The 21,839-nt window shown below is 44.8% G+C and carries 26 protein-coding genes; 9 read left to right on the top strand and 17 right to left on the bottom strand.

What is annotated here, in order from left to right:
- Nucleotides 1-36: 36 nt before the first annotated feature.
- The 7 genes from GKZ89_RS16845 to GKZ89_RS16820 all read left to right on the top strand — a co-directional run bounded on the left by GKZ89_RS16845 (nt 37) and on the right by GKZ89_RS16820 (nt 5,443).
- Nucleotides 37-345: a hypothetical protein gene (locus GKZ89_RS16845; protein ID WP_155113584.1), complete on the top strand. Its 309-nt coding sequence runs from the start codon at nt 37-39 to the stop codon at nt 343-345.
- Entirely contained in the window at nt 267-632 is a 366-nt protein-coding gene (locus GKZ89_RS21700; protein WP_488225886.1) for a hypothetical protein, read from the top strand. Before GKZ89_RS16845 ends, GKZ89_RS21700 begins: the two co-directional genes overlap by 79 nt.
- 230 nt (nt 633-862) lie before the next feature.
- Complete coding sequence (locus tag GKZ89_RS16840) at nt 863-1,453, top strand: hypothetical protein (protein ID WP_155113583.1); 591 nt, start codon at nt 863-865, stop codon at nt 1,451-1,453.
- Between the two features lie 130 nt (nt 1,454-1,583).
- Nucleotides 1,584-2,243, top strand: a complete 660-nt coding sequence (locus GKZ89_RS16835; RefSeq protein ID WP_155113582.1) for a hypothetical protein — start codon at nt 1,584-1,586, stop codon at nt 2,241-2,243.
- Between the two features lie 187 nt (nt 2,244-2,430).
- The gene (locus GKZ89_RS16830) at nt 2,431-3,099 is read left to right on the top strand and encodes a hypothetical protein (protein WP_155113581.1); all 669 of its coding nucleotides are present in this window, start codon (nt 2,431-2,433) and stop codon (nt 3,097-3,099) included.
- Nucleotides 3,100-3,104: 5 nt separating this feature from the next.
- Entirely contained in the window at nt 3,105-5,090 is a 1,986-nt protein-coding gene (locus GKZ89_RS16825) for a DUF6792 domain-containing protein (protein WP_155113580.1), read from the top strand.
- A gap of 17 nt (nt 5,091-5,107) precedes the next feature.
- The gene (locus GKZ89_RS16820; RefSeq protein ID WP_155113579.1) at nt 5,108-5,443 is read left to right on the top strand and encodes a hypothetical protein; all 336 of its coding nucleotides are present in this window, start codon (nt 5,108-5,110) and stop codon (nt 5,441-5,443) included.
- A gap of 44 nt (nt 5,444-5,487) precedes the next feature.
- On the opposite strand, the gene GKZ89_RS16815 is transcribed toward GKZ89_RS16820, so the two are convergent.
- From GKZ89_RS16815 to GKZ89_RS16800, 4 genes are all read right to left on the bottom strand, one after another.
- Nucleotides 5,488-6,117, bottom strand: coding sequence for a hypothetical protein (locus GKZ89_RS16815; protein ID WP_155113578.1), 630 nt, complete (start codon nt 6,115-6,117; stop codon nt 5,488-5,490).
- Nucleotides 6,118-6,179: 62 nt separating this feature from the next.
- Nucleotides 6,180-7,226 (bottom strand): ADP-ribosylglycohydrolase family protein, encoded by a 1,047-nt coding sequence (locus tag GKZ89_RS16810; RefSeq protein WP_155113577.1) that lies wholly within the window; start codon nt 7,224-7,226, stop codon nt 6,180-6,182.
- 15 nt (nt 7,227-7,241) lie between these two features.
- Entirely contained in the window at nt 7,242-9,416 is a 2,175-nt protein-coding gene (locus tag GKZ89_RS16805) for an ADP-ribosyltransferase (protein WP_155113576.1), read from the bottom strand.
- Nucleotides 9,417-9,437: 21 nt separating this feature from the next.
- Nucleotides 9,438-9,704: a DUF5344 family protein gene (locus GKZ89_RS16800; protein ID WP_155113575.1), complete on the bottom strand. Its 267-nt coding sequence runs from the start codon at nt 9,702-9,704 to the stop codon at nt 9,438-9,440.
- A gap of 190 nt (nt 9,705-9,894) precedes the next feature.
- Here GKZ89_RS16800 and GKZ89_RS16795 point away from each other — a divergent pair, with 190 nt between their 5' ends.
- A complete protein-coding gene (locus tag GKZ89_RS16795; protein ID WP_155113574.1) occupies nt 9,895-10,767 on the top strand; it encodes a DNA endonuclease in 873 nt (290 codons plus the stop codon).
- Between the two features lie 374 nt (nt 10,768-11,141).
- Here GKZ89_RS16795 and GKZ89_RS16790 read toward each other — a convergent pair whose 3' ends face one another.
- The 12 genes from GKZ89_RS16790 to GKZ89_RS16735 form a co-directional block, all read right to left on the bottom strand.
- The gene (locus GKZ89_RS16790; protein WP_309599050.1) at nt 11,142-11,243 is read right to left on the bottom strand and encodes a flagellin; all 102 of its coding nucleotides are present in this window, start codon (nt 11,241-11,243) and stop codon (nt 11,142-11,144) included.
- 356 nt (nt 11,244-11,599) lie between these two features.
- Nucleotides 11,600-12,652: a flagellin N-terminal helical domain-containing protein gene (locus tag GKZ89_RS16785; protein ID WP_155113573.1), complete on the bottom strand. Its 1,053-nt coding sequence runs from the start codon at nt 12,650-12,652 to the stop codon at nt 11,600-11,602.
- A 165-nt stretch (nt 12,653-12,817) separates the two neighbouring features.
- Nucleotides 12,818-13,042, bottom strand: a complete 225-nt coding sequence (csrA, locus tag GKZ89_RS16780; RefSeq protein WP_155113572.1) for a carbon storage regulator CsrA — start codon at nt 13,040-13,042, stop codon at nt 12,818-12,820.
- Between the two features lie 12 nt (nt 13,043-13,054).
- The gene (gene fliW, locus GKZ89_RS16775) at nt 13,055-13,477 is read right to left on the bottom strand and encodes a flagellar assembly protein FliW (RefSeq protein ID WP_162357013.1); all 423 of its coding nucleotides are present in this window, start codon (nt 13,475-13,477) and stop codon (nt 13,055-13,057) included.
- A 21-nt stretch (nt 13,478-13,498) separates the two neighbouring features.
- The gene (locus GKZ89_RS16770) at nt 13,499-14,068 is read right to left on the bottom strand and encodes a DUF6470 family protein (RefSeq protein WP_155113570.1); all 570 of its coding nucleotides are present in this window, start codon (nt 14,066-14,068) and stop codon (nt 13,499-13,501) included.
- A gap of 84 nt (nt 14,069-14,152) precedes the next feature.
- A complete protein-coding gene (flgL, locus tag GKZ89_RS16765; RefSeq protein WP_155113569.1) occupies nt 14,153-15,043 on the bottom strand; it encodes a flagellar hook-associated protein FlgL in 891 nt (296 codons plus the stop codon).
- A gap of 10 nt (nt 15,044-15,053) precedes the next feature.
- Nucleotides 15,054-16,580 (bottom strand): flagellar hook-associated protein FlgK, encoded by a 1,527-nt coding sequence (gene flgK / locus GKZ89_RS16760; protein ID WP_155113568.1) that lies wholly within the window; start codon nt 16,578-16,580, stop codon nt 15,054-15,056.
- A gap of 18 nt (nt 16,581-16,598) precedes the next feature.
- Entirely contained in the window at nt 16,599-17,078 is a 480-nt protein-coding gene (locus GKZ89_RS16755; protein WP_155113567.1) for a flagellar protein FlgN, read from the bottom strand.
- Between the two features lie 12 nt (nt 17,079-17,090).
- Complete coding sequence (gene flgM / locus GKZ89_RS16750; RefSeq protein WP_155113566.1) at nt 17,091-17,354, bottom strand: flagellar biosynthesis anti-sigma factor FlgM; 264 nt, start codon at nt 17,352-17,354, stop codon at nt 17,091-17,093.
- 72 nt (nt 17,355-17,426) lie between these two features.
- Nucleotides 17,427-17,843 carry a TIGR03826 family flagellar region protein gene (locus GKZ89_RS16745; RefSeq protein WP_155113565.1) on the bottom strand — a complete coding sequence of 139 codons (417 nt, stop codon included), beginning with the start codon at nt 17,841-17,843 and terminating at the stop codon, nt 17,427-17,429.
- A gap of 57 nt (nt 17,844-17,900) precedes the next feature.
- Nucleotides 17,901-18,572, bottom strand: coding sequence for a ComF family protein (locus GKZ89_RS16740; protein ID WP_155113564.1), 672 nt, complete (start codon nt 18,570-18,572; stop codon nt 17,901-17,903).
- Entirely contained in the window at nt 18,569-19,903 is a 1,335-nt protein-coding gene (locus GKZ89_RS16735; protein WP_155113563.1) for an ATP-dependent helicase ComFA, read from the bottom strand. Before GKZ89_RS16735 ends, GKZ89_RS16740 begins: the two co-directional genes overlap by 4 nt.
- A 206-nt stretch (nt 19,904-20,109) precedes the next feature.
- On the opposite strand from GKZ89_RS16735, the gene GKZ89_RS16730 reads away from it, so the two are divergent.
- On the top strand, nt 20,110-20,457 hold the full coding sequence (locus tag GKZ89_RS16730) for a VOC family protein (RefSeq protein ID WP_155113562.1): 348 nt from the start codon (nt 20,110-20,112) through the stop codon (nt 20,455-20,457).
- 30 nt (nt 20,458-20,487) lie between these two features.
- Here GKZ89_RS16730 and GKZ89_RS16725 read toward each other — a convergent pair whose 3' ends face one another.
- On the bottom strand, nt 20,488-21,330 hold the full coding sequence (locus GKZ89_RS16725) for a DegV family protein (RefSeq protein WP_155113561.1): 843 nt from the start codon (nt 21,328-21,330) through the stop codon (nt 20,488-20,490).
- Between the last annotated feature and the right edge of the window lie 509 nt (nt 21,331-21,839).

Raw genomic sequence — 21,839 nt, 5'->3', positions numbered from 1 at the left:
GATCTATATGTTCGTAACAATTGAGGGGGATCCATTATGAGAATAAAAAGATGCATTTATGCACTTGTTAGTTTATTGATTATTGGAGGATGTGAACTAAGCACAGAATCCGCTCAGCAAGAGACACCAGCATTAAAAGATGAGTTTACCAAAGAAGATTTAACCTCCGCTAAAGAAGTGGAAAAGGGTTTTTATGAGTTCAAATCAAAAACAGGCGGTTACACCATGCTTCTCCCAGTTGAAGCTGTTATTTCAAAAGGCTTCTTATATTCGGTGCTGAAATTGATCAAGCATCCATTGACACACAGATCACTTATGAAAACGACCCCATCACCAGAGACATAGAAGTAAACTTAGAATTATTATCAAGTTCATCAGGCTACGAAGGTTCCTATAGTGAATCCAAGGAAGGCTCAAAAACCATCTATTATGGCAAAGAGACGATGGAGTCCGAAGAGTATACTACATACAAATATATCAGTTACATAAAAGGAATCGGATCGGATCAGGCTATCAGATTCATATATGGAGCATCATGTAAGAAAACCGATGAGAGCTGTCATGCGAAAGCAGATGAACAAGAAAGAACAGCGAAAAAAATCATACATTCCATCACATTTAACAGGAAGTGAACCGAGTATAGCCTCTGCAACGGACAGGCCTAATATCAAAATTCAGAACCATAAAAAGGTAAGGTCCAAATTCCGCTATAAAAGAACTGAAGTCGTGAAACTGTCCGTTTTATATGGATAAACAATAGTAATGAAATGAATAGATTCATGACAATTGAGGGGGCAAAATCTTGAACCGGCTCATTAAACTTTGCATTGTACTTCATTTACTTATTATTGGAGGCTGCGGCATGAGTGAGAATACTCCTGAAAATAAAGCTGTACAAGGGGAAGCCGCCCCTAAAGCAGCAGCAGTAGAAGATACGTTTACAAGAGGTTATTTAACGTCTGCTAAAGAGAAGGAAAAAGGATTTTATGAATTCAAGTCGAAAACGGATGGCTACTCTATGCTTTTTCCAGCTGAAGCAGTCCTATCCAATGAATTTGGCAATGAGCGAAAAGGAAATGACATGGAAGCCGTCATGTTTACCGCAACTCTCGAAAAGGCCGATATGAACACGCAAAGCATTTACGAGAATCTTCCCATTACAAGTGACATTGCAGCCAATCTAGATCTATTGTCAACCTCCGTCAGTTATGATGGAAGATTTGAAGAAGTAAATAAAGAAGACCGAAGCATCTATTACGGCAAAAAAACCACTGACCTGGATGATGCAGTTGCCTATAGCTATTTTAGTTTTATAAAAGCCAAGGATGGTAATCAAGGTGTACGCTTCATGTATAGCGCAACCTGCAAGAAAGCAGATAGATCCTGCGTTTCAAATTCAGAAAAACATGAACAGATCGCTAAAAAAATAATGGAATCTGTTACGTTTGAGTAGGTGCAGCAGGTAGACCGTGCTCAATTTGATTATGCAAATCGATTCGCGGGTAAGCGCACCCATTTATTTTGTGCAGTAGGAATATGTGGTGGTAATTAAATGGATTTATGACATTTGAGGGGGCCTCATTATGAAATTAAATAAAAGCGCCTATGCACTCATAAGTTTATTACTTATTGGAGGCTGTGCAATGAGTGAAAAAAATTCAGACGAAAAATCTGAACAAGAAGAATCCGTTCAACAAGAAACACCTGCTTTAAAAGATGAGTTTACCAAAGGATATTTAACCTCTGCTAAAGAAGTGGAAAAGGGTTTTTATGAGTTCAAATCAAAAACAGGCGGGTACACCATGCTTCTCCCAGTTGAAGCTGTTATTTCCAAAGACTTTGGAAACGAACTAGATGAAGATTTTTACGAAGCCATTCTATACGGTGCTGAAATTGATCAAGCATCCATTGACACCCAGATTATTTATGAAGACAAACCAATTACGAAGAATATAAAAGAAAACTTAGAGTTACTATCAAGTTCATCTGGCTATGACGGTTCCTATAGTGAATCCAAGGAAGGCTCAAAAACCATCTATTATGGAAAAGAGACGGTGGAGTCCGAAGAGTATACTACTTATCAGTATATAAGTTATATAAAAGAAAATGGGTCGGATCAGGCTATTAGCTTCCTATATGGAGGATCATGTAAGACAACCGATGAGAGCTGTAATGCGAAAGCAGATGAACAAGAAAGAACAGCTAAAAAAATCATACACTCCATCACCTTTAACAGGAAGTGACCAAACGAGAAATAATGGACGAGGATAGCTCTCAGACCAAAATCCTAACACCCCAAAAAATCAAGGTCTAAATTCCCGTGAAGAAAGAATCGAAATAATGCAAATATCCGTTTTATATTGTTGGACAGTGGGAATATGTGGTAGTAATTAAATGTAGTGATTTGTGACATTTGAGGGGGACAAATTCTTGAATCGGCTCATTAAACTTGGCATTATAATTCATTTATTTATTATTGGGGGCTGCGGTATGGGTGAGAATAATCCTGAGAAGAAAGCTGTTCAAGGGGAAGGCAATTCAAATGAGACCCCTAAAGCAGCAGCGTTGCAAGATGAGTTTACCAAAGGCTATTTAATTTCATCGGAAGAGACAGATAAGGGGTATTTCACTTTTAAATCAAAAATAGACGGTTATACCATGTTATTCCCTTCGGGAGCTTTAATTTCTGAAGATTTCGGCAACGAGAAGCGAGATGATGCCTTTGAGGCTATCATGTATGGTTATAAATTAAATGGAGCATCCATAAGCACTCGAATAACCTACCAAAATAAACCGAGTACACAGGATATTGAAGAAAAACAAAGATTGCTTTCTGTTGCAGTGGGATACGAAGGAACTTTTGAGGAGATAAAGGCAAAGGGAAAAACAATCTATTTTGCAAAGAAAACAGCTGAACTTAAAAATTCGAATGGCTTCGTTTATTTTAGCTTTATAAAAGCAGAAAACAGTGATCAAGCGGTTGAATTTATTTTTAATACAAGATGTAAAAAAGAAGATAAAACTTGCAATTCCAACGTGAATGATTTGGAGAATACAGCAATTAAAATCATGAAATCTGTCCAGTTTGAACAGGAGTAATGACAATGAAAAACAATGAAAATTCTAATGAAGTTCTCTCCACCGAAATGCTGAGGGCGAGAATTGCTAAACTCGAATACGATATTCCTAAAGATCCATCTGAATTGGAATTAAAAGAATTCCAGGAGAAAATCAGGCAAATATACATCGAAGAAACAGGATCTCCTCCCCCTATAAATATTACTATTTACCACTCAGGATCCAAGGAGTACAGCGAAGATAAGGATACAGGCTTTGATGGTACTGTCATTCACTTTTTTGATCCTGAAAAAGGAATCAATCAGTCTTATACAATAACAAGGGGCAGTGAAATGGGAGAAGATAGCGGTACAGGGGAGCCGTTAGACTGGCTGTATAATACGTTTGGAATATATACAGGTAGAAATCGGGAACAATATGAAGCCGCATCAAGCTTTCAAAATAAGGTGAACAATGAGATAGAAAGAAAGATTGCGAAGGAAATTGAGATCAAAAAAACGAATGGTCAATCATACAAAGACCTTGAACTATCCCGCTTCGGAATTGGACATTCTCTTGGAGGGAATTTAATACAAATGCTGCAACTGCAAGAAGGCCACTTTAAGGAAGTATACGCATTTAATGATGCACCTCCAAGTGCCTATCAGCTTGCATATATCGATCAGGAGTTTTGGTTTGAGCTTAGTGATTATTTCAGCATTCCTGAAAATAACTTCGATGAAATCTACACCATCCCCAGCGCCGATCTCGAAAAATTCGCCACCGACTACTACAAAGAACGAGGCAAAAACATCCACCACACCACATCGGCAGATGAAATTCTGTACGCCATCTCTAATTTTCGCGGCTTCCTGTTCTTCGGCGACCGGAACATCATAGAGACAAATCCTGAATTTGATGGACTGAAAGGTGTGCTTGATAACGTGTCGGATGAAGACCTTGCGGTGATTCAGAAAAAGCTCGCCGAGATTGCGCCTTATTATGAGAAAGGCGGGATTGACGGGATCGTCTTTGGTGTAACCGGCTACGATAAAAAATTCTGGGATGATTCTATTGAAACGCTTAAAGACCTGGACCTTACTACTTTAAATCCTGTGGAACGGGCGGAGAATGCGATCACCGTGGCGAAAACGATCAGTTCCATGAAGGATCACGTTGGCCTCATGATAAACAGGGTGACAAGCCTGAAGGATGAGCTGCCTGCTTTACTATCGATTGTTGGCACTGTATCTGCTGAAGAAAGGGAAGAAATCGAGTCGGTCATCGATGGAATGGTAGACAACCTGGAAACGATGAAGGGCGCCATTGAAAACATTGGGGATGTCGCCACCTTAGAAAAGCTTCGCGACGGGGATCTGAGCGGGTTTTTAAAACAAGTTGAAATGCTGATGAACACCTCAGACATCATCAAAACCGAATTCAGCGAATTTAAGGCGGGCTTTGGATCCATAAAAACCATCTTAGAAGAACTAATGGACAAATTCGGGATGGCGACAGAAGCCCATCTGCTGGATGCTGTAATCAGCGCACTTTCTATAGACGGGTTCTCCTATAAGGGTGATGATATGTACAAGGCTAAAATGGTGAACGGGAAGCCGGTCATCATCAACCTTTCATCCGCTCTCCGGCTTTTTAAAGAGGGGCTGACCATTTATGAGGAAAAGGAAAGCATTCTCAAGCAGGTGAAAGAGGCGTACCAAAGAGAATACGCGGAAGATTATTCCCATAGAAAAGGTACGCTGATGAAAGAGATCGCCAGAACCGAATTGGATTTCAGCTGGGCTCAGAGCAGGCTCGGATACAGCCCGACCGCTTACAAAGTAACGAAGATTGACGTACAGGAAAGCATTTACCCGATTCCTCCCGCCAACACCGCAACCTTCCAGGAGCTATTCCACTACCATGAGAACGAACAGGAAGCAGGAGTAAAGCAAATCCATAAAATTAAATCCTCTGTAGAAGACTTTTTCAAAGAAGACAAGAAAATTGCCCAAATGTTTAAGCTAATTTAAGAAAAGAGGGATCATTTATGCCGCAGCTATCCTTCCTGCACCAGCTCGTACCGGAGCAGGACCTGACCCATAAAGCCAGCAAATTCCACAGCCTTTTGGATGAACTCAATGCAGCAGGAACGAAACTCACCCAAACCGTCCAAATCGAAATGGAAGCCCAATCCGGTGAACTCGTCGACCAAATCAGCGATCAAATCCAAAAGGACCAAACGAAACAGCAGGAAGCCATCACCCAACAAAAAGCCTCGATGACCGCCCTCGCCTTCCAGTACAGCAGCTTCGTCAACAGCATGAACCGGCAGATGACGACGATTCATTATGAGGAGGATAAGAAGGCTGTGGTTTCGGTTTGAGAATGAGAAGAATCGCCGCTCGGATTTCCAAGACGAGTGGCGAATTACTTCCCAAGATAAACCTTTCTCAGTACCTCTTCTTCCTCTTCCGTAATATTTAATTTTTTGCGCCACTTTGAAAGTAAGCATTCAAACTCTTCGATTAAGAGACCGTAGTGGCACATCACCAACATTGCTTGATTTAACAGCTTCTTATCTGCAATCAGCAGCTTTTCATTTGATTCATTTATGTAAGAAATACGATATCCAGCTGCTATTGCCTCCATTATGATACGATTCCTCTTTTCTTCTCCCACTGAGAAGGAGCCGGATTTAAGAACATTTTTTAGGATCATTTCTGCCGAATGTATATTGATTTCATCTCGCTCTAGCAGTTTCTTCATTTCATCTCTTGAAGGAAAGCTGCTTTTTCGACTTACAGTTAGTAAATAAAGCGCTAAGAGAGCGATGATCCCCCTGTGAAATTCTGCAAGTTCTGTTTTGTAATCCCGCTGGACTTTGCATAGTTTTATCGGAGACCCCTGTACCAGCACATATCCTGTTTCCAGATCTGCACTTCCGCTGCTGTTTTTATGGTAGAAATAGACATCATCGTAATCAAATTTGCCAATCGCATAATCAGTCTCCAGTAATTTATATAAAGATTTGGTCTTATTAATGGTGAACCAACTCACGAAGCATTCCTCTTTTCAGCAATTTCTAAAAAGAACTCCGGCAGCAGCCGAAGTTCTTTCCATTACTCACCATATTCCTCTTTTATCGCTTTCTCCGCACAAAACTCAAAGAATCTGTTCAGCAGTTCGTCAACTTCATCTTTCTTGGCAATCGCATCCAGCCACTCTGCAGGGATTGCATCCATGTGACGGGATAAATGCCCATCTACTTTATAAAGGATCCCGGCCATCGTTCCCGTAATAGACGCGACCGTATCGGTGTCGTCTCCCAAATTAACAGCTTTTAACACTGCCTCTTTAAAGCTCGACGTGTTCCCGAGGCACCATATTGCCGCCTCCAGTGTATGCACCACATAGCCATCCGAACGGATTTCACTTTCCGGCAGATCAAAGAAGTCCGGGCTGAACAGCCGAGAATAGTGCTGGAGTTCGGTGGTGTAGGGGTGGTCCGCATTAAAGTTGTCTGCAAATAGCTTTCCAATCTGCTGCAGTGCTGTTTCCGGATCATTGTTGTGGTAAATTCTTATTAGGAATTCAATATAAATAATGGATCCAACAATTGAGCGCGGATGAGAGTGAGTGACCTCACTATATTTTTTTATCACTTCTGCTTTCTCAATAAAGTTGAAATTTTTATATAAGGTGAAAGCAAGCGGAGCAATTCTCATTACTGCACCGTTTCCATTATCAAATTCAGAACCGCCTCCACATTCTCTTGGAGCTAATCCGTTCTGATATCGGCTGATGGATTCAATCGTCGTTCTGCCAATATCAAACATCTCACCATAAGGAGTCATATAGCCTTCTGTTCTGTATCGGTTGAACTTTTCAAGCAGATTCGCCGCATCTCCGTCTTCCAATAAATTTTCAATCAGGCATAGGGTTAGTGACGTATCATCCGACCAGGTTCCAGGAGGCTGATTATACGTTCCGTAGCCGGTAACTTCCTGGATACGAAAGCTCCCTCTGCTCTTGAACTCAACAGGCACACCTAATAAATCACCCACAATTCCTCCATAAAGAGCCGGCATCAGTCTTTTCTTTAGACCAATTTTTAAAAACGTTACGCTATCGTCTTTCCATTTATCTTCCAAACTTCCTCTTTCCATATTTCACACCCACTTTTAAATAAAGTCTAACTTAATATACAGTCTATCATCATTATCTAAGAATGCCTCTCTAATGACCATTTCCTGGCGTGCCTGAAGCAATAACTCCGCCTCATGTGGAAAGTGGCTGACTTGTCCGAGATAAGCACCATGTGCACCTTTCGGAACATTAATCTCCCATGAGACAGGCAAATTTTGAAACGATGCACTTTTTGCGATAGACGTACTGGTAAACCCGTAATCTTTAAAGGTTTTTCCAACTAATTTCTCAGCTATTATTCTTCCTTCATCATTAAATGTAATCAACTCATCAAGCGGTCCCAAATCTGTGCCACGGAAAACGCTTATATCATGAGGAACTTGTGCTTTATACAAGCTCGACGTGAGATCTTGGATAACACCCGGATCCACACCATGCAGACTGTCACTAGTTCCTCTAAGATATCGATTAATTTTACTGAAATCATTTCCTGTATATTGTCTTAATGCTTCAACTTCTCTTTCTGACAAGTTTTCAAGCCAATCAGAATAGTGTTCTTCTCCCCATTTATGAGCTTCATCTAAAGTATGGATTGTTTCTCTTGGTAATGAATCTGCCCCTCTTCCGCTGTTGTTAGAAGAGAACTTAGTGAGCACCTCACCAAGCGTTTTCTTCTCTACATCAAATAAAGGAATGTTCACACCGTTAGCATCAGCATTCCAGACCTTCAGGTTAACTGGTACAGGGATACTGCCAACTCTTTTCACCGTATTTTTTAATGTTTCACTGGCTGCTGATTTAAGCTTATTGGATGTTTCAGACGCTAAGCGGAAAGCATCTTCCACTTTTGACCCTGCCCGGCTGCCAATCTGTTTTAGAGCCTCATCAGCTTTCATCAGTTTGCCTTTTACATAGTCCGTGCTATAAGGAAATTTGCTGCCCAGTTTTTGAAGACCGCCTTTATCAACAAAATGGGCTCCGCCGCCAATCAGTCCCATGGTCAGCCCGTTCCACATCGCTTGCTGTCTTTGCTCTTCAGTAAGCTGATTGCCGAACATGTCCGTACCGGTGCCAAATTCCCACGCACTATTCGCTGTGTAAAGTCCGTATATCCCTTTTTCCGTCTTATTCAGGATATCCATTGCTTTAAGGCCTTTGTAAGAATCCAGCATATGATTAGCTGTGCTTACTCCTTTAGCCGTTTTGTAAAGAGCGCTTCCTCCTTTGATGGCACGGCCTGCCCAGCCTACAACCGGTATGAACCCGGCAGCAGCCATCGCACCGGCCGCCACCCGTTCAGCTTCGGAAAGCTTACGGCCGGTCACAGGATCGACACCCGTAGTTGCACGGACAGAATCGTAATATCCGCTGAATTCTCCAGTGAAGGTTTTAACGCCTTCTACCGCTTTCTCGTACCATGGCTTGTTTTTTTCTGCTTCAATTCTAGCTTTCTCCGCCTCAATCCGCGCCTTCTCTGCAGCAATCTGCTCACGAATCTTCTTCGCTTCCGCTTCCTGCTCTTTGAAGGTATCCACTTTTTCCGAAACAGATTTCCGGACATCATGAATCGGGTTTTTCTCATAAGTCGTTGCATTGAAGTTAATTGGCTGGACCGTTCCGCCTTTAGATGTGGCCTCCATGATCGCGACGTACGCCTGCTGGACCGCTGTCTGTGCATCTATACTGTCCATATAGCGGCCGATGAGCATTCCCTCATCCAGCTGATTCAGTGCTTCCTTGGTCTTGGTTCTTTTCTTGTCTGCCTTCTCCCGGTTCGTTTCAAATGAATCTGTGGAAAAAGGTGTGATCGAGATAATGTCGTTAATGGAACGAAGAATCGTCTTTAGCTCAGAATGCTGGGCTTCGACCATGGATTGGCTGTTCGAAGATGCCGTCTGCAGCTGCTCTTCCAAAAAAGGAGTTTCCACCCTTGTGGCGTCCGATAAATTGGCATCGCCCGCATACCCCGGCACCGCCTCATAAAACGCCAGCAGATGCTCGATCAGCTTCTTCCAATCTCCAACAAGATCTACCTGCGCCTCATAGAACGCCTTAATATTGTCTGCACCTTTCCCCTGAAACTCTGCATTGTCCACAAGTGTCTGAAACGTTTTCTCAAGCGAAACCAACTTGCCATTCAGCGTCTGGTATTGCGCAATCCTCGCCTCAATGGCCGAAAACAAAGTTTCCGAATCATAAATCTTCCCCATTTTCCACGCTGCCTCTCCTGTTTATGAGTGAGTAATCGCCTCATCCTGTTCCTTCAAAGAAGTCACATTCGCCTTCGTATCCTCAATATTTTTAGAAACCGCCTCTATGTACTCCCTGGCCATCACATGAATCGACTCCTCGCGCTGAAGCAAAAGCTCCGTAAACGCAAGCTTCAGATCCCCCAAAGAAGCCGCATCAAAAGGTTCAATCACAACCTCCTTCAGCGCCCTCTCCATCTCCTCAAGCTGGCTCATCACTGTATTATGGTCAAGTTTAATTGTAGTCATCAAGACACCTGCCTTTTTGAAAATGTAACTTTCTACTAATTTTATCATTTAGAGGATGTATGGCCCAATTGGAGGAAAGTCCTGTGTTTTTGGGGAGAATTCCAAAGGAGAAGGTATTTCGAATTATGCAAAGGGAAATAATTACAATAAGAACACATGTTTTCTATAATAGAAAGAAGGAGTTGAGGAGATGATCACTTTTGGATCGCTTACCACATATCAGCAAAATGTTTTATTGGCCAGTATTTTAGGAGATGGAGAAATAACAAAACTGTATAAAAATTCGAGAAGAATCAATAGGAGCTACAGAGAGCATTATTCAAAAGAGCAAGAGGATTATAGAATGTGGAAATGCGCCGTCCTTCCTGAATTACTTTATAAAAGGCAAAAAGGGAATTATATCGTCTCAAAATCTTTGGAGATGTTTAATTATTTAAGTGATCACTTCTATCCTGAAAACACCGATAAAAGAATTCCTGTACAACTTCTCCGATACATAAGTCATCCAATCTTTATTGCAGTTTTATATTTAGATGACGGATCTCTTTGCATTAGCAGGAGAATCAACCACCATAAAAAAAAGATCACATTAAGCCCAGTAATTGCTCTCTACTTGCAATGTTTCGAAGAAGAAGAATTGATTCTTCTAAAAAAACATATCAAAGAAATCTTTGATTATGATTTGGTACTCTCCAAACGTAAGGATGGAAAAGGTACTATTTTAAAGCTTCAAAAGACAGCAGAAGTTTATCAATTTCTTAAACTGATTGGCACCGAAATTAATTTGGAAAGCATGAGGTATAAGTTTGACTGGGAGTACCGTTTTATAAAAGAACGCCAAAGATATAGATCACTATACCCAGATTATGAAGTGACCTCAGCCCATTCGAACAATTTCCGTCCTTACACGGCAAATGAAATAGAAACAATGATGGCGTTAAAACAAAAGGGAGAAACAGATGCAAAAATTGCGCAAACCCTGGATAGAAGCTATTGGTCGGTCGTTTACAAACTGGCAGAGCTAAGAAAAGCAAAAAGAAGACCTCCGAAGAAGCCTTCTTGAGTCTCCAATTAACGAAGCAATTGAAGAACACCTTGTGGTTGTTGGTTGGCTTGCTTTGCCGCCATGCTTTTCAGCGATGGAATAGACTATATCTTCATCCTCAAAAATTTAAGGAGCCGGGCACTTCGAATGGCTGCTGCCACCCTACGGATTTCATCGTCATGGCACATTGCTTTAGACGGTATATCCTAGTCGTTGAACCTTCTCCAGAGTTTCCTCACAGGAGCTTGGCTGCTGATTGTCCAATCTTTCTTCTTTTCAGCCCGTCACGTCTGCCGTTTCCAGCTGCGTTGTGGGGAAGAAAGCTTCAGGAAGTTCCAGCAATTCACCCGGTTATGATCCAGCTCGTTGCCAAGCGGGACGCCCTGCAATCATTATCTCAAAAGTTGAAGTACACCTTGAGGCATCTGATTGGATTGAGCCAGCATTGCTTGCGCTGCTTGAGAAAGAATAGAATTCTTTGTTTGGTTCATCATTTCTTTCGCCATCGTGCGAACATTTACTTTCATAAATGACCAGACTATATCTTCACCCTCTGATGATCAGTAGGGGTCGGGCACTTCGGATTCGCAATGCTGATGACCATTGCTTCACCTACGGATTTCATCACCATAGCTTTAAGCCTTAGATGGTATATCCTAGTCGTTGAACCTTCTCCACTCTTTCGAGACAGGAGCTTGGCTGCTGATTGCCCAATCTCTTCTTTTTTTAAAGCCCTCACGTCTGCCGTTTCCGGCTGCGTTGTGGCAAGAAAAGCTTAAGGGGTTTCCAGCAATTCACCCGATTATGATCTCTAGCCGTTACCAGCTAGGACGACTGTGCTTGTTGCTGCTTATGCAGCTAAAGCATAATCTACGTCGCGAATACGAGATTCAGCGGCAGTTAGGTTTTCGGAAGATGTTCCGAGGTTGTTAATTGTGTGTTCTAGGCGGTTTTGGTAAGCACCTAATGATGAACGTTGAGCTGACACGGTTTTTATTGCTTCATCAATAACTGCAATGTTATCGTTAAATGTTTTATTTGTAACATTTACTGCCGCAATGTTTGCAACGTTTGCATTACTTGCAGAAGAACCCAATGCAGTTGAACGCATATCAGCAATGGAAATACCTAATGTTGTGTTGGCATTTGCACCAATTTGAAATTGTAAATTAGTCCCAGTTGTAGTGACTGTGTCAGCAGCAATATCCCCCGCATTTACTCCTGTAGCTAAGTTAACGTCAGCAGCAAAGCTCATTTTAACTCCAAGAGAATCGAAGTTTAAAGTTGTACCAGCTTTCATTGCAGTTGTATCTGACAAAGATAAAGTTTGTGCTTTGCCACTATTTGTTCCAGTTAATGTTAAAGTTGTACCAGTACGAGCAAACGTAAATGTTTCACCTGTATCTGCTCCACCAAAATCGAAGGAAATACCCGCTGCACTATACTGTGCAATTGTTGTAGTTCCGTTAGCACCTTGAACTCCTAGAGAACCATTTAACAGAGTTTTAGTATTGAACTCTGTTTTATTACCGACTCTAGTGATTTCATTGCTTAACTCAGTAATTTCTTTTTGAATTTCAGTTAAATCGCCAGCTGTATTAGTCCCATTGTTAGATTGAACTGCAAGTTCTCTCATACGCTGAAGCATATCATGAGTTTCGTTCAATGCACCTTCAGCAGTTTGAATTAAAGAGATACCATCTTGAGAGTTACGAGAAGCTTGATCCAATCCACGAATCTGTCCACGCATCTTTTCAGAAATTGCTAGACCCGCAGCGTCGTCACCAGCACGGTTAATACGCAGACCAGAAGATAGTTTTTCCATTGATTTAGATTGTGCACCGTTTGCAGCAGTAAGCTGACGGTGTGTATTAAGCGCAGCAATATTATGATTAATTCTCATTTTATTATTTCCTCCCTGATTTTCGGTTCCACATCCATGTGGTTTTTCAAGCAGTGTTTAAAGTCGGCCGCCTTTATTTTCTGCTTGTTACATTTCTTATATCGGCGGTTGTGGCGGGGGTTTAATAGGTTTTGAGAAAAAAATAAAAAACCTTGAGTACCGGGCTCAAGGTTTGGAATTCGTTAATTTTTTTAGGATGTCGGCTGATAGATTTGAAGCTGAGCTGTTTTCTTGCTGGATGGACAGATAGATTTCTTTGCGATGGATTTCTATGTGTTTCGGGGCGTTGATGCCGAGCTTGACTTGTCCGTCTTGGATGCTCACGACGGAGATTTCGATTTCTTCGCCGATTTGGATGGCTTCGTTTAGTTTCCTTGTAAGTACGAGCATGTTCCTGCCTCCCTATTGCACGATGCTGTGCTTGGTTTTGTAGGATGGGTGGTTCAGGATGACTTGTTTAGCCTGTTTGTTCACTTCATTTACGACGATGGGTGCCTGCAGGTTGGCGGTGGACAGGTTGAACGGATCCTGTACGGTCAGGATGACCATAATCTGCACTTGATTGGCATCTTCAATTTTTAGTGCTTCTACAGTGCTCTCGTCCAGATCAAACTCGTAGTCTTTGAAAAAGAAGAACGGGCTGGTGACGACGAATGCGAGATCTGGTGTGGTGGCGGATTGGAGAATGAGAAAAGGAGAGTCTTCCTCTAACGGAAGGACTACGAATTGCTTTTCCTCTACAAAGCCTGGAAGGCCTCCTGCAAATTTCAGGATTTGTGCTTCATCGATTTCCATTTCACCGTGATATTTTGTTTTCAGCATGATGTCCCACCTTTCTGGTTTTCATTATACCTTGATGTCGATCGTTTCGAAACGGATATCGAGGTCCGGATATTGAAGCATATCAAATTCCGTGTCTCCCGGAGTATAGTCTAAAATAGGTTTGTTAATTTGCACATCAATGACAGGCTTTCTCGGTTCCGCATCAATTTTTACCTGCGCCGGTGTATAGTTTAGCTTTACGCCGCCCGCTCTTGGAATAAAGGCAATGTTAAAGTCGTAGATTGGGGACTCACTGTTTGCTCTTGCCTGTTCCGGAATGGGGTTGCCGCCGTTTTCAATTTTCATTAGGTCATCCCCCTGAGAGGAGACCCTGGCCATCCCTTCCAGCCAGTCCTGATATCCCTGCTGGGCAAACTCCTGAATCCTTCTGGAGATGTGCTTCAGATCCACATCGGCTCTGGCCTCGGTTGTATCGATAGAAAGCTCGCCCTTAGTTGTTTCAATGGTTAAATCTGCTTTTGGCTGCTGGATGGACAGACTTGGCTTTGGCTGCTGCTGTTCCATTCTGGGCTGGATGGTGGTGTGGCCGATTTTTCCTGGGGTGCTTTGGATACGGATTTGCGGGATTTTCATAACTTCAGCTCCTAACTGAAAAGTGCCAGGCACCTCCTAAATTGGCAGGAAAGGATGCCGGGCACTTGTGTGGTGTACCTTATTTTATCTTAGAAAATCCATTAACGTCGGCTGGATGATGCGGGAGCTCACGCTAAGCGCTGCGCGGTGGACGCTTTCCTGCATTTTTAGGTCAGTAATGACACGTTCGATGTCAGCATCTTCGTTGTCTGAAATAATCCGGTTGGCGGTTACTTCCTGCTGGCCGATCCGGTCTTCAATGAGTTCAAGACGGTTGTAGCGCGCGCCGAGTTTTGCCCGTTCTGCGTTCATGTTGTCGAAGTGTTCGTCCAGATCGGATAGAAGATTATCTCCGTTCGTCATCGTACCGGAATTGATGTCGGTAACGATTCCCTGAAGGGTTTGAAACAGGGTATTGCCGGCCCCGCCAATTTTCCCTCCGAATGCTTCAAGTCCGTTTACATTGACTTCAAGCTCTACGCCTTTTGAAACGGCTACTTTGTAGTCGTTCAATAGAGGGTTAAATGCTCCGGTTCCATCCACTGGGGGCTGATCCGTTTTCGTTCCATTATAAATATAGCGGCCGGCTACCTGTGTATTCGCGACTCCCTGAAGGTCTTTATTGAGCTGCTCGATTTCAACTCCGATCGCTTTCAGATCGTCCGGGCTGTTGGTACCGTTTTTCGCCTGTAGCAGGAGCTCACGGGCACGCTGCATAACCTGCGTTGCGTGCTCGATCCCGCCTTCTGAGTTCTCCATCCACTGGTACGCTTCCGACAGATTGCGCTTGTATTGCTCAACTTCTGTCAGGTTCGTGCGGTATTGCATGCCTTTCATGGCGACAACAGGGTCGTCAGAAGGGCGGTTGATTTTTTTGCCGGTTGCCAGCTGGTCCTGCAGGCTTCCCATGCGGCCATAGCTGTTGCTGATGTGTCTTAGTGAATTATTGGCGAGCATTCCTTGTGTTACACGCATGTTTTGTCACCTACAGTCCCATTTTATTGATAATCGTGTCCAGCAGCTGGTCCTGCATCGTGATCATGCGGGCAGATGCGTTGTATGCATGCTGGAATTGAATCATGTTCGTCATTTCTTCATCGAGGGAGACGGCGCTGACCGATTGGCGGCGCGTTTCCACTGAATCCTTTAACGTATTTGTATTGTTCAGCATCCGCTCGGCTTCCTGCGCTTCAACAGCCATTCCGCCGATCATGCTTTCGTAGAACGTCTGGAATGTTCCGCTGTCAGGAAGTCCTGTGAGGATTTCATTCTTCACCTCTGCCAGTTTAAGAGCATTGGCTCCGTTCCCAGCAGTTGGATTTGGTCCGATGGCAGCGGCGATGTTATCCGGTGAAGTCAAGATTTCATCTGTCACTTTCATGCCTGCCGCCCCGGTTTTCCCGGCTTCAAATGTAAAGAATGAGATTCCTGTCCCTGTACCTTTTGGGGTTGTAAATTCGTTCAGGTTATAGCCTGATTGGTGAATGGCATTGAACTCCGCCACAAAGGCTTCAGCCAAATCATCCAGATCCTTTTGCATATCTGAAAAAGTCCCTTTTACACTGCCGCCTTCCATGTATCCGTAGGATTGTACAAGTCCCAGCATTTTGCCTGAAGACTGCATGCCGCTAAGAGCAATGGAGGCATCCCCCAGCTTAAATCCGTTTACCAGGCCTGAAGTATTGTCGTAGTCCACAGTGAATGCCGAAGCGGTCCGGTTTTCCCCGTCTACTAGCTTACCGGCTGGAGTCGTTCCATCTGCCCCTAGAAGTTCAACTGTTACAACGCCTTCAGCCACTTTAAGGGCATTTCCTCCCGGCTTAACCGGATAAGAAACTTTAACAGGAACGAAGCTGGAAAGCTGATCGATCAGCCGGTCGCGTTCATCATACAAATCGTTCGGCAGATAGCCGTGAGGCTCTATTTCAGAAATCTGCTGGTTAATCCGGTTCAACTGGCTTGCAATTGATTCTATTTCCTTTGCGGAAATATCGATTTGACTCTTCAAATCCTTTTGTACACTCTGCAATGAAGTGGATAGATACTTAAACGTATCTGCTACCGCAATCCCGCGTTGCTGGACAACGGAACGTGCTCCCGTATTCGTCGGATTCGCTGCAAGATCCTGCAGGGACTGCCAGAAGCGGTCCATCGTTTTGGAAAGTCCAGCTTCAGACGGCTCGTTCATGATCTCTTCCATTTTTAAAAGGGCTTCGGAACGTGCGCTGTAGTAGCCGGTTTTCGTGTTCTCACTGCGGAACTGCATATCAAGGAATTTATCGCGTACGCGCTCTACCGTTTCCGCTTCGACTCCTGTTCCCATTTGACCTGGAATTTTCGGCATTTCCAGGCTTGGAGATGGGAATGCCTCTGTAGCTTTAAAGGTTACACGCTGGCGTGTGTAGCCGGGTGTGTTGGCATTGGATATATTCTGGCCGGTCGTGTAGAGTGCGCCCTGCTGCGCAGTCATGCCGCGCTTTGATATTTCGAGGCCTGCAAAAGTTGAACCCATCGTTGATCTCCTCCGGATTTAAGCTTTCGAATCAAAGAGGGATCTTCGATTCGGTTCGTTTTTTGCGGCATCAGGCCGCTTATAATTCGGCTCAGGCACTCTCGGCATGAGCATATCGAGTGACATGGTGACAAACTGAAGCGCCTGCTGGGTCATCTGTTGGTTTAGCAGGTTGGCGGCCTTCAGCTTGTCCATAACGCTTTTGAATTCTTCCTTCAGTTTGGAGAGGCGCGTCTTTTCCGCGCCTTCTGCCCGGTCCGCGCAGGCAGCGAGGGTCAGGTCGGTGTGCCGGCCAAGAAACCGGGAGGCTTCGGTGATGCGTTCTGCCTCCGTCTGTTTGATGATCTGCACAAGAGCCTGTTCGCGCTGCAGCGTCTGCTTGAGCTCTTCTGTCTTGTTGTGCTTGAGCTGTTCTGTTTTGTTTAACGCAGTTTGATATAGATCCAGATGCTGCTCAAGGAGCTTTTCAAGGGTGAGTATGAGCGCGGCTGCCTGCATGGCGGTTCCTCCTTATTGCTGTTTGTAAAAGTCTGCGAATTTTTTCGCGATTTCGTCCGGCTTGATTTCATATGTTCCGTTTTGGACCTGTGCTTTCAGCTGGTCCACTTTTTCCTGGCGGGCTTCAGAGATCTTGTTTGTAGACTGAAGCTCTTTGGCAGCACTTGAGATTTCTACTTTGTCCTGCTTTTGCTTCGCTGCTTCTGTTTTTGCCACCATATCTGCACTTCGTTTATAAGGGTTGATTCCATTGACACCGTAATTGTTGATCTTCATCCGTAACGCCTCCATCTGCCTGATTTGGTTACCGTTGATATCGTCACTTTCTTCAAGCAGTTAATAGCCTTTTTATCTTTTGGTAGAATTGGAGTAGTAGGTTTTTTTCTCCTCCTGTACCTTTTGGCCCTGAAACTCCTCCTCACGTTGGAGCCGCTGCAGCTGACCGTGCAGGTCTTTTGTACAGGAAGCACAGATTTTGCCTTCGCGGATCAGGCTGCCGCATTTGCTGCAAGGATAGCCAAGGTTCGGGAAGTTTGACAGCTGCAGCCGGCCGAGCCGGATAAACTTCAGGATGATCTCTTCCGGCACTCCTGTTCCATCGACCACTTCATTCAATTTTGCCTTCCGGTTTTCCCGCTTTCTTAAAAAACCGTATACCGTCTCAAACTGTTTTTCTTCTATTTTAAAGCAATCCGCACATACGGTGCGAAATTGTGTCTGCACAAAGAGGGCATTGCATTTTGGACAATTCGCAAGCTCGTTCATCAGGTCGTCTCCTCTTATCTTACTCTATTTTCTATATCGGCAGAAGTGATCGAACCTTTAACCCCTGATCAAGGTAAGTGAGGAAACGCTTGCGGCACCGGCATCTTTAAGAAGACGGGCGGCCTGATACACGGTATTTCCGGTCGTATAGATGTCATCCACTATAACCAGGACCGCTCCCTGAAGCAGATGATCCGAAGACAGCTTAAACAGCGGGCCCCCTGCAAGCCGCTCCCTTCTTGATTTTTTTGACTGCTTTTCAGAAGTGATCCGTTCCAAAGGAAGAAGGATCGGCCTGCGAATCGCTTTTGCGAGCAGCTCGGCTTGATTGAAGCCTCTTTCCTGAAGCCGCTCAATGGACAAGGGAATCGGAACGAGCATCGCTTTCTTCGGCAGCTGTTTTGCCACTGTCCGGATATCCGTTTCAAACAGGCGGACCAGCTCGGCATCTCCCCGGAACTTGTAAAGGTTCATGATTTCTTTCACCGAATCGGTGTAGGAATAAACGGAAAGGTTGCGGTCGAGAACCCCAGCCCCCCACCTTTCACAGTCCCCGCACACCCGTTCCTCCTCCATCGGCCGGCTGCACCTGCTGCAGCGGGGACCTGAGATTTTGGTGAGTTTTTCAAGGCACGGCTCACAGGCTGCCGGCACAGGATCCGTACCAAACAGGATGCCCCAGCTCACCTGCTCCTGCATGTACCCGTGGCACAGAATACACCAGCTCATAGCCCCGCCTCCCGGTTCATCTCCTGGATATGGCGTCTCGCGCTGATCATCGCATGAGTCTTGCCGTAATGGAAAAAGACAACATCACCTGCCGGGTAATCACGGTGGCGGCCCACCCTGCCGGCGATCTGCACAAGAGCACTTTCCGTAAAGATCTCTTCCTCCGCACCAAAGACAGCCACTTCCGTATCCGGTACAGTGACTCCGCGCTCGAGGATCGTCGTCGTCACAATGATTGGAGTCGTTCCCTCCCTGAAACGCTGAACCTTCTCCTTCCGGTCCGGGTCCTCTGAATGGACTCCTTCTATAGAAGCGTTCAGCTTTTGAAGCGCGGAGGTGACTTGATTTAGAACGGGGATGTTTGGAACAAACACGAATGCCTGCTTTTGGATTTGCAGATGGTCCTCTACCCATTTTTGAAATGGGGAAGGAAGCTTTTGCTTTAGAAGACTGCCTTTCCAGCTGCCGATCCATTGAAAGCGCGGGACGGGCAGCGGGTGCCCGTGGTAGCGGCCGGGGATTTTGATATGCGGAAGGTTTTTATTTTTTCTCATTTTTCCGGAGGGAGTTGCTGACAAATAGATCAGTGTACTTTCCTGTTTCCGGGCCTTCCCCACAGCCTTCTGCAATGTCTCATCGGCCGAAAAAGGAAAGGCATCCACCTCGTCGATGATGAGGCAATCAAACGTTTGTTTAAACCGGAAAAGCTGGTGAGTCGTAGATAAAATAAGGCTTGAGGAAGAAAAGCGGTCCTCACTTCCGCCGTAGAGCGCTATCGGATCCGCATTCGGAAACGCCTGTTTAAAACGCGGCAGCAGCTCGAGAACCACATCTGTTCTAGGCGTTGCCAGGCAGACACGTCTGCCGGATTGCAATGCTGCTTCAATTCCTTCGAAGAGAATTTCTGTTTTTCCTGCTCCGCATACAGCCCAGACAAGAAGTTCCGTATGTTGTTCGATGGCTTCCTTAATTTTCAGTGAGGCTTTTTCCTGCAGGGGGGATAAGATCCCGCTCCAGTTCATACCGGCTGATGATGGCGGAACGAGGGATTCTCCGATCCAGCTGTACAGCGTTTCACACTCACTCACCCGCCCCATCATGATGCACGACCGACAGTATGTACATTGCCTGCCGCATTTTGCACAATCAAAGGAGGCAAAGAGGTGGCGCTTGCTGTTGAGACAGCGGGTGCATTGGTAGCTACTGCCTTTTTTGGTGACACCTTTTTCTTTTTGAATGTCCTGATGCTGGAGGAGTTCTGGAGGAAATGGGATTTCGGAGGAAAGCAGGTGGCGGCCGGCGAGGTGGTTGCGAAGATCAATCGGTGACATGAATTGGAGCTCCTTTTTTACTTCAGTATGCACTTTGCAAAGGAGATCTGTCTAAAAGCGATTAAAGGAAAAAAGCAGCTAAAAACTCCAGATTTCACAGAGGAAAACGGGTTTATTCTTCTTTGGATAGTTTCAAAAAGGTACTATTGGCATTTAGAGGTTTTTTCAAGTCCACAGCGAAAAGTACATTTAAGGGGGAAACTCAAATGACAATTTCGAACCAAATCGGCACAGTTTTTATACCGGTGCAGAATATTGAGAAAGCAAGAGACTGGTATTGCAGGCTGTTAAATGTGAAAGCAGATGGGGAGATTCAGTTTGGGCACCTTTATATTTTACCGATGAAGGGCCCGGGGATCGTGCTCGACAGCAAAATCTATTCGCCGGAACACACTTTTAAGACACCGGCTTTTCACTTTAACACCGATGATGTGGAAGCAGCTTTTTTCTACGTCAAAAACCTGGAAATTGAGCTTGTGACCGGCATTGAGCACGGGCACTATTTCACCTTTAAGGATCCGGACGGAAATCATCTCATGGTCTGCCAATGCTAAAAAACTCAGAGCGCGTTTGCTCTGAGTTTTTTACTCCATGTACCAGCCTAAACCGAGTGCGCCCTCACCGAGATGGGTCCCGATGACCGCTCCGAAATAGCTTAAGTAGAAGGTAACGTGCGGATATTTCGCTTCAAGCTCCACCTTTATTTCTTCCGCTTCCTCCGGACGGTTGCCGTGGATCACCGCAGCCCGCATCGGCAATCCGAGCTTTGCATCTTCCTCGAACAGGTCATAAATCCGGTTCACTGCCCGCTTACGGGTACGGATCTTTTCAAAAGGGACAATGACTTTGTTCTCGAAATGCAGCAGCGGCTTCACCTGCAAAAGGGAACCGATCAGCGCCTGCGCACCGTTCAGGCGGCCTCCGCGCTGAAGATTGGAGAGGTCGTCCACCATGAAATAGGCACGGACGCTTTTCTTCATCTCATCCAGCCGCTTCATAATTTCATCAGGAGACTTGCCGTCGCGTGCCATTTCGGCTGCTTCAATCACATAGAACCCTTGAACCATGCAGCTGATTTCAGAATCAAAGGAGTACACCTTGATCCCCTCTGCCATGTTCCCTGCGGTAATGGAACCATTATACGTCCCGCTGATCCCGGAAGAAAGATGGATACAGATCACCGCATCATATTGCCTGGAGAACTCTTCGAACATGTCGAGAAACTTTCCGACTGGCGGCTGTGAAGTCGTTGGCAGCTGGTTCCGGCTGCGCACCTCAGCGTAAAAATCTGCAGCACTCAGCTCAAGCTCCTCCTGATACGTTTCGCTGCCAAAAATGACACTGAGCGGAATCAGGTGGATATCCAGCTCATTTAGCAGTTCTTTCGGTATGTAGGCCGTGCTATCGGTCAGAATTGCCGTTTTCATCGTCTTTAGAAACCTTCCTTATAACAGAATCGCAGTGATTACTCTCTATTCTATAGAACTTTACGTAAAATTTCATTACTCCGTTTCATTTATTTTTGGAAGGGAACGGAAAAGGCAGGATGCAGGGGTGTGGAAAGCGGAGACTGGGCTGGGCTGGTTTGTCGATTGCGTTAAGTATTTTGTCGATAGCGTTCGCTATTTTGTCGATTGAGTTATCTATTTTGTCGATAGAGTCATCTATCTTGTCGAAAAGCGATTTACCGACACGTTGCGGCAAATTTCGCTATCGCGCAATGACGATCAGCTGCGGTTTAAGGGCTGCTGCAATTAAAAACTTGTATTTTATTTGAGTGAAGGAGATGGTTGCTCTGACCCCACATACTTTAAAGCAGCAGGGGAACAAGCTGGACTGCTCCAAACCCTTGCCCCACTTTCGTTCGGTCGGTTGGGGGACGGAGGTTTAGTGCTTTAGCGAAAGTGGGGTCAGAGCTCAGCACTGACCCCACATG

Origin of the sequence: Metabacillus mangrovi (assembly GCF_009711125.1) — a bacterium.
Lineage (GTDB): Bacteria > Bacillota > Bacilli > Bacillales > Bacillaceae > Metabacillus_B > Metabacillus_B mangrovi.
The sequence above is the reverse complement of the archived record's forward strand: the minus strand, read 5'-3'. Positions and strand labels throughout refer to the sequence as shown.

Excerpts from the sequence above, each read along its gene's own strand:
- GKZ89_RS16845 (WP_155113584.1), top strand. The coding sequence starts at position 37 with ATGAGAATAAAAAGATGCATTTATGCACTTGTTAGTTTATTGATTATT.
- GKZ89_RS16840 (WP_155113583.1), top strand. The coding sequence starts at position 863 with ATGAGTGAGAATACTCCTGAAAATAAAGCTGTACAAGGGGAAGCCGCC.
- GKZ89_RS16835 (WP_155113582.1), top strand. The coding sequence starts at position 1,584 with ATGAAATTAAATAAAAGCGCCTATGCACTCATAAGTTTATTACTTATT.
- GKZ89_RS16825 (WP_155113580.1), top strand. The coding sequence starts at position 3,105 with ATGAAAAACAATGAAAATTCTAATGAAGTTCTCTCCACCGAAATGCTG.
- GKZ89_RS16820 (WP_155113579.1), top strand. The coding sequence starts at position 5,108 with ATGCCGCAGCTATCCTTCCTGCACCAGCTCGTACCGGAGCAGGACCTG.
- GKZ89_RS16810 (WP_155113577.1), bottom strand. The coding sequence starts at position 7,226 with ATGGAAAGAGGAAGTTTGGAAGATAAATGGAAAGACGATAGCGTAACG.
- GKZ89_RS16805 (WP_155113576.1), bottom strand. The coding sequence starts at position 9,416 with ATGGGGAAGATTTATGATTCGGAAACTTTGTTTTCGGCCATTGAGGCG.
- GKZ89_RS16800 (WP_155113575.1), bottom strand. The coding sequence starts at position 9,704 with ATGACTACAATTAAACTTGACCATAATACAGTGATGAGCCAGCTTGAG.
- GKZ89_RS16795 (WP_155113574.1), top strand. The coding sequence starts at position 9,895 with ATGATCACTTTTGGATCGCTTACCACATATCAGCAAAATGTTTTATTG.
- GKZ89_RS16790 (WP_309599050.1), bottom strand. The coding sequence starts at position 11,243 with ATGATGAACCAAACAAAGAATTCTATTCTTTCTCAAGCAGCGCAAGCA.
- GKZ89_RS16785 (WP_155113573.1), bottom strand. The coding sequence starts at position 12,652 with ATGAGAATTAATCATAATATTGCTGCGCTTAATACACACCGTCAGCTT.
- csrA (WP_155113572.1), bottom strand. The coding sequence starts at position 13,042 with ATGCTCGTACTTACAAGGAAACTAAACGAAGCCATCCAAATCGGCGAA.
- GKZ89_RS16770 (WP_155113570.1), bottom strand. The coding sequence starts at position 14,068 with ATGAAAATCCCGCAAATCCGTATCCAAAGCACCCCAGGAAAAATCGGC.
- flgL (WP_155113569.1), bottom strand. The coding sequence starts at position 15,043 with ATGCGTGTAACACAAGGAATGCTCGCCAATAATTCACTAAGACACATC.
- flgK (WP_155113568.1), bottom strand. The coding sequence starts at position 16,580 with ATGGGTTCAACTTTTGCAGGCCTCGAAATATCAAAGCGCGGCATGACT.
- GKZ89_RS16755 (WP_155113567.1), bottom strand. The coding sequence starts at position 17,078 with ATGCAGGCAGCCGCGCTCATACTCACCCTTGAAAAGCTCCTTGAGCAG.
- flgM (WP_155113566.1), bottom strand. The coding sequence starts at position 17,354 with ATGAAGATCAACAATTACGGTGTCAATGGAATCAACCCTTATAAACGA.
- GKZ89_RS16745 (WP_155113565.1), bottom strand. The coding sequence starts at position 17,843 with ATGAACGAGCTTGCGAATTGTCCAAAATGCAATGCCCTCTTTGTGCAG.
- GKZ89_RS16740 (WP_155113564.1), bottom strand. The coding sequence starts at position 18,572 with ATGAGCTGGTGTATTCTGTGCCACGGGTACATGCAGGAGCAGGTGAGC.
- GKZ89_RS16735 (WP_155113563.1), bottom strand. The coding sequence starts at position 19,903 with ATGTCACCGATTGATCTTCGCAACCACCTCGCCGGCCGCCACCTGCTT.
- GKZ89_RS16730 (WP_155113562.1), top strand. The coding sequence starts at position 20,110 with ATGACAATTTCGAACCAAATCGGCACAGTTTTTATACCGGTGCAGAAT.
- GKZ89_RS16725 (WP_155113561.1), bottom strand. The coding sequence starts at position 21,330 with ATGAAAACGGCAATTCTGACCGATAGCACGGCCTACATACCGAAAGAA.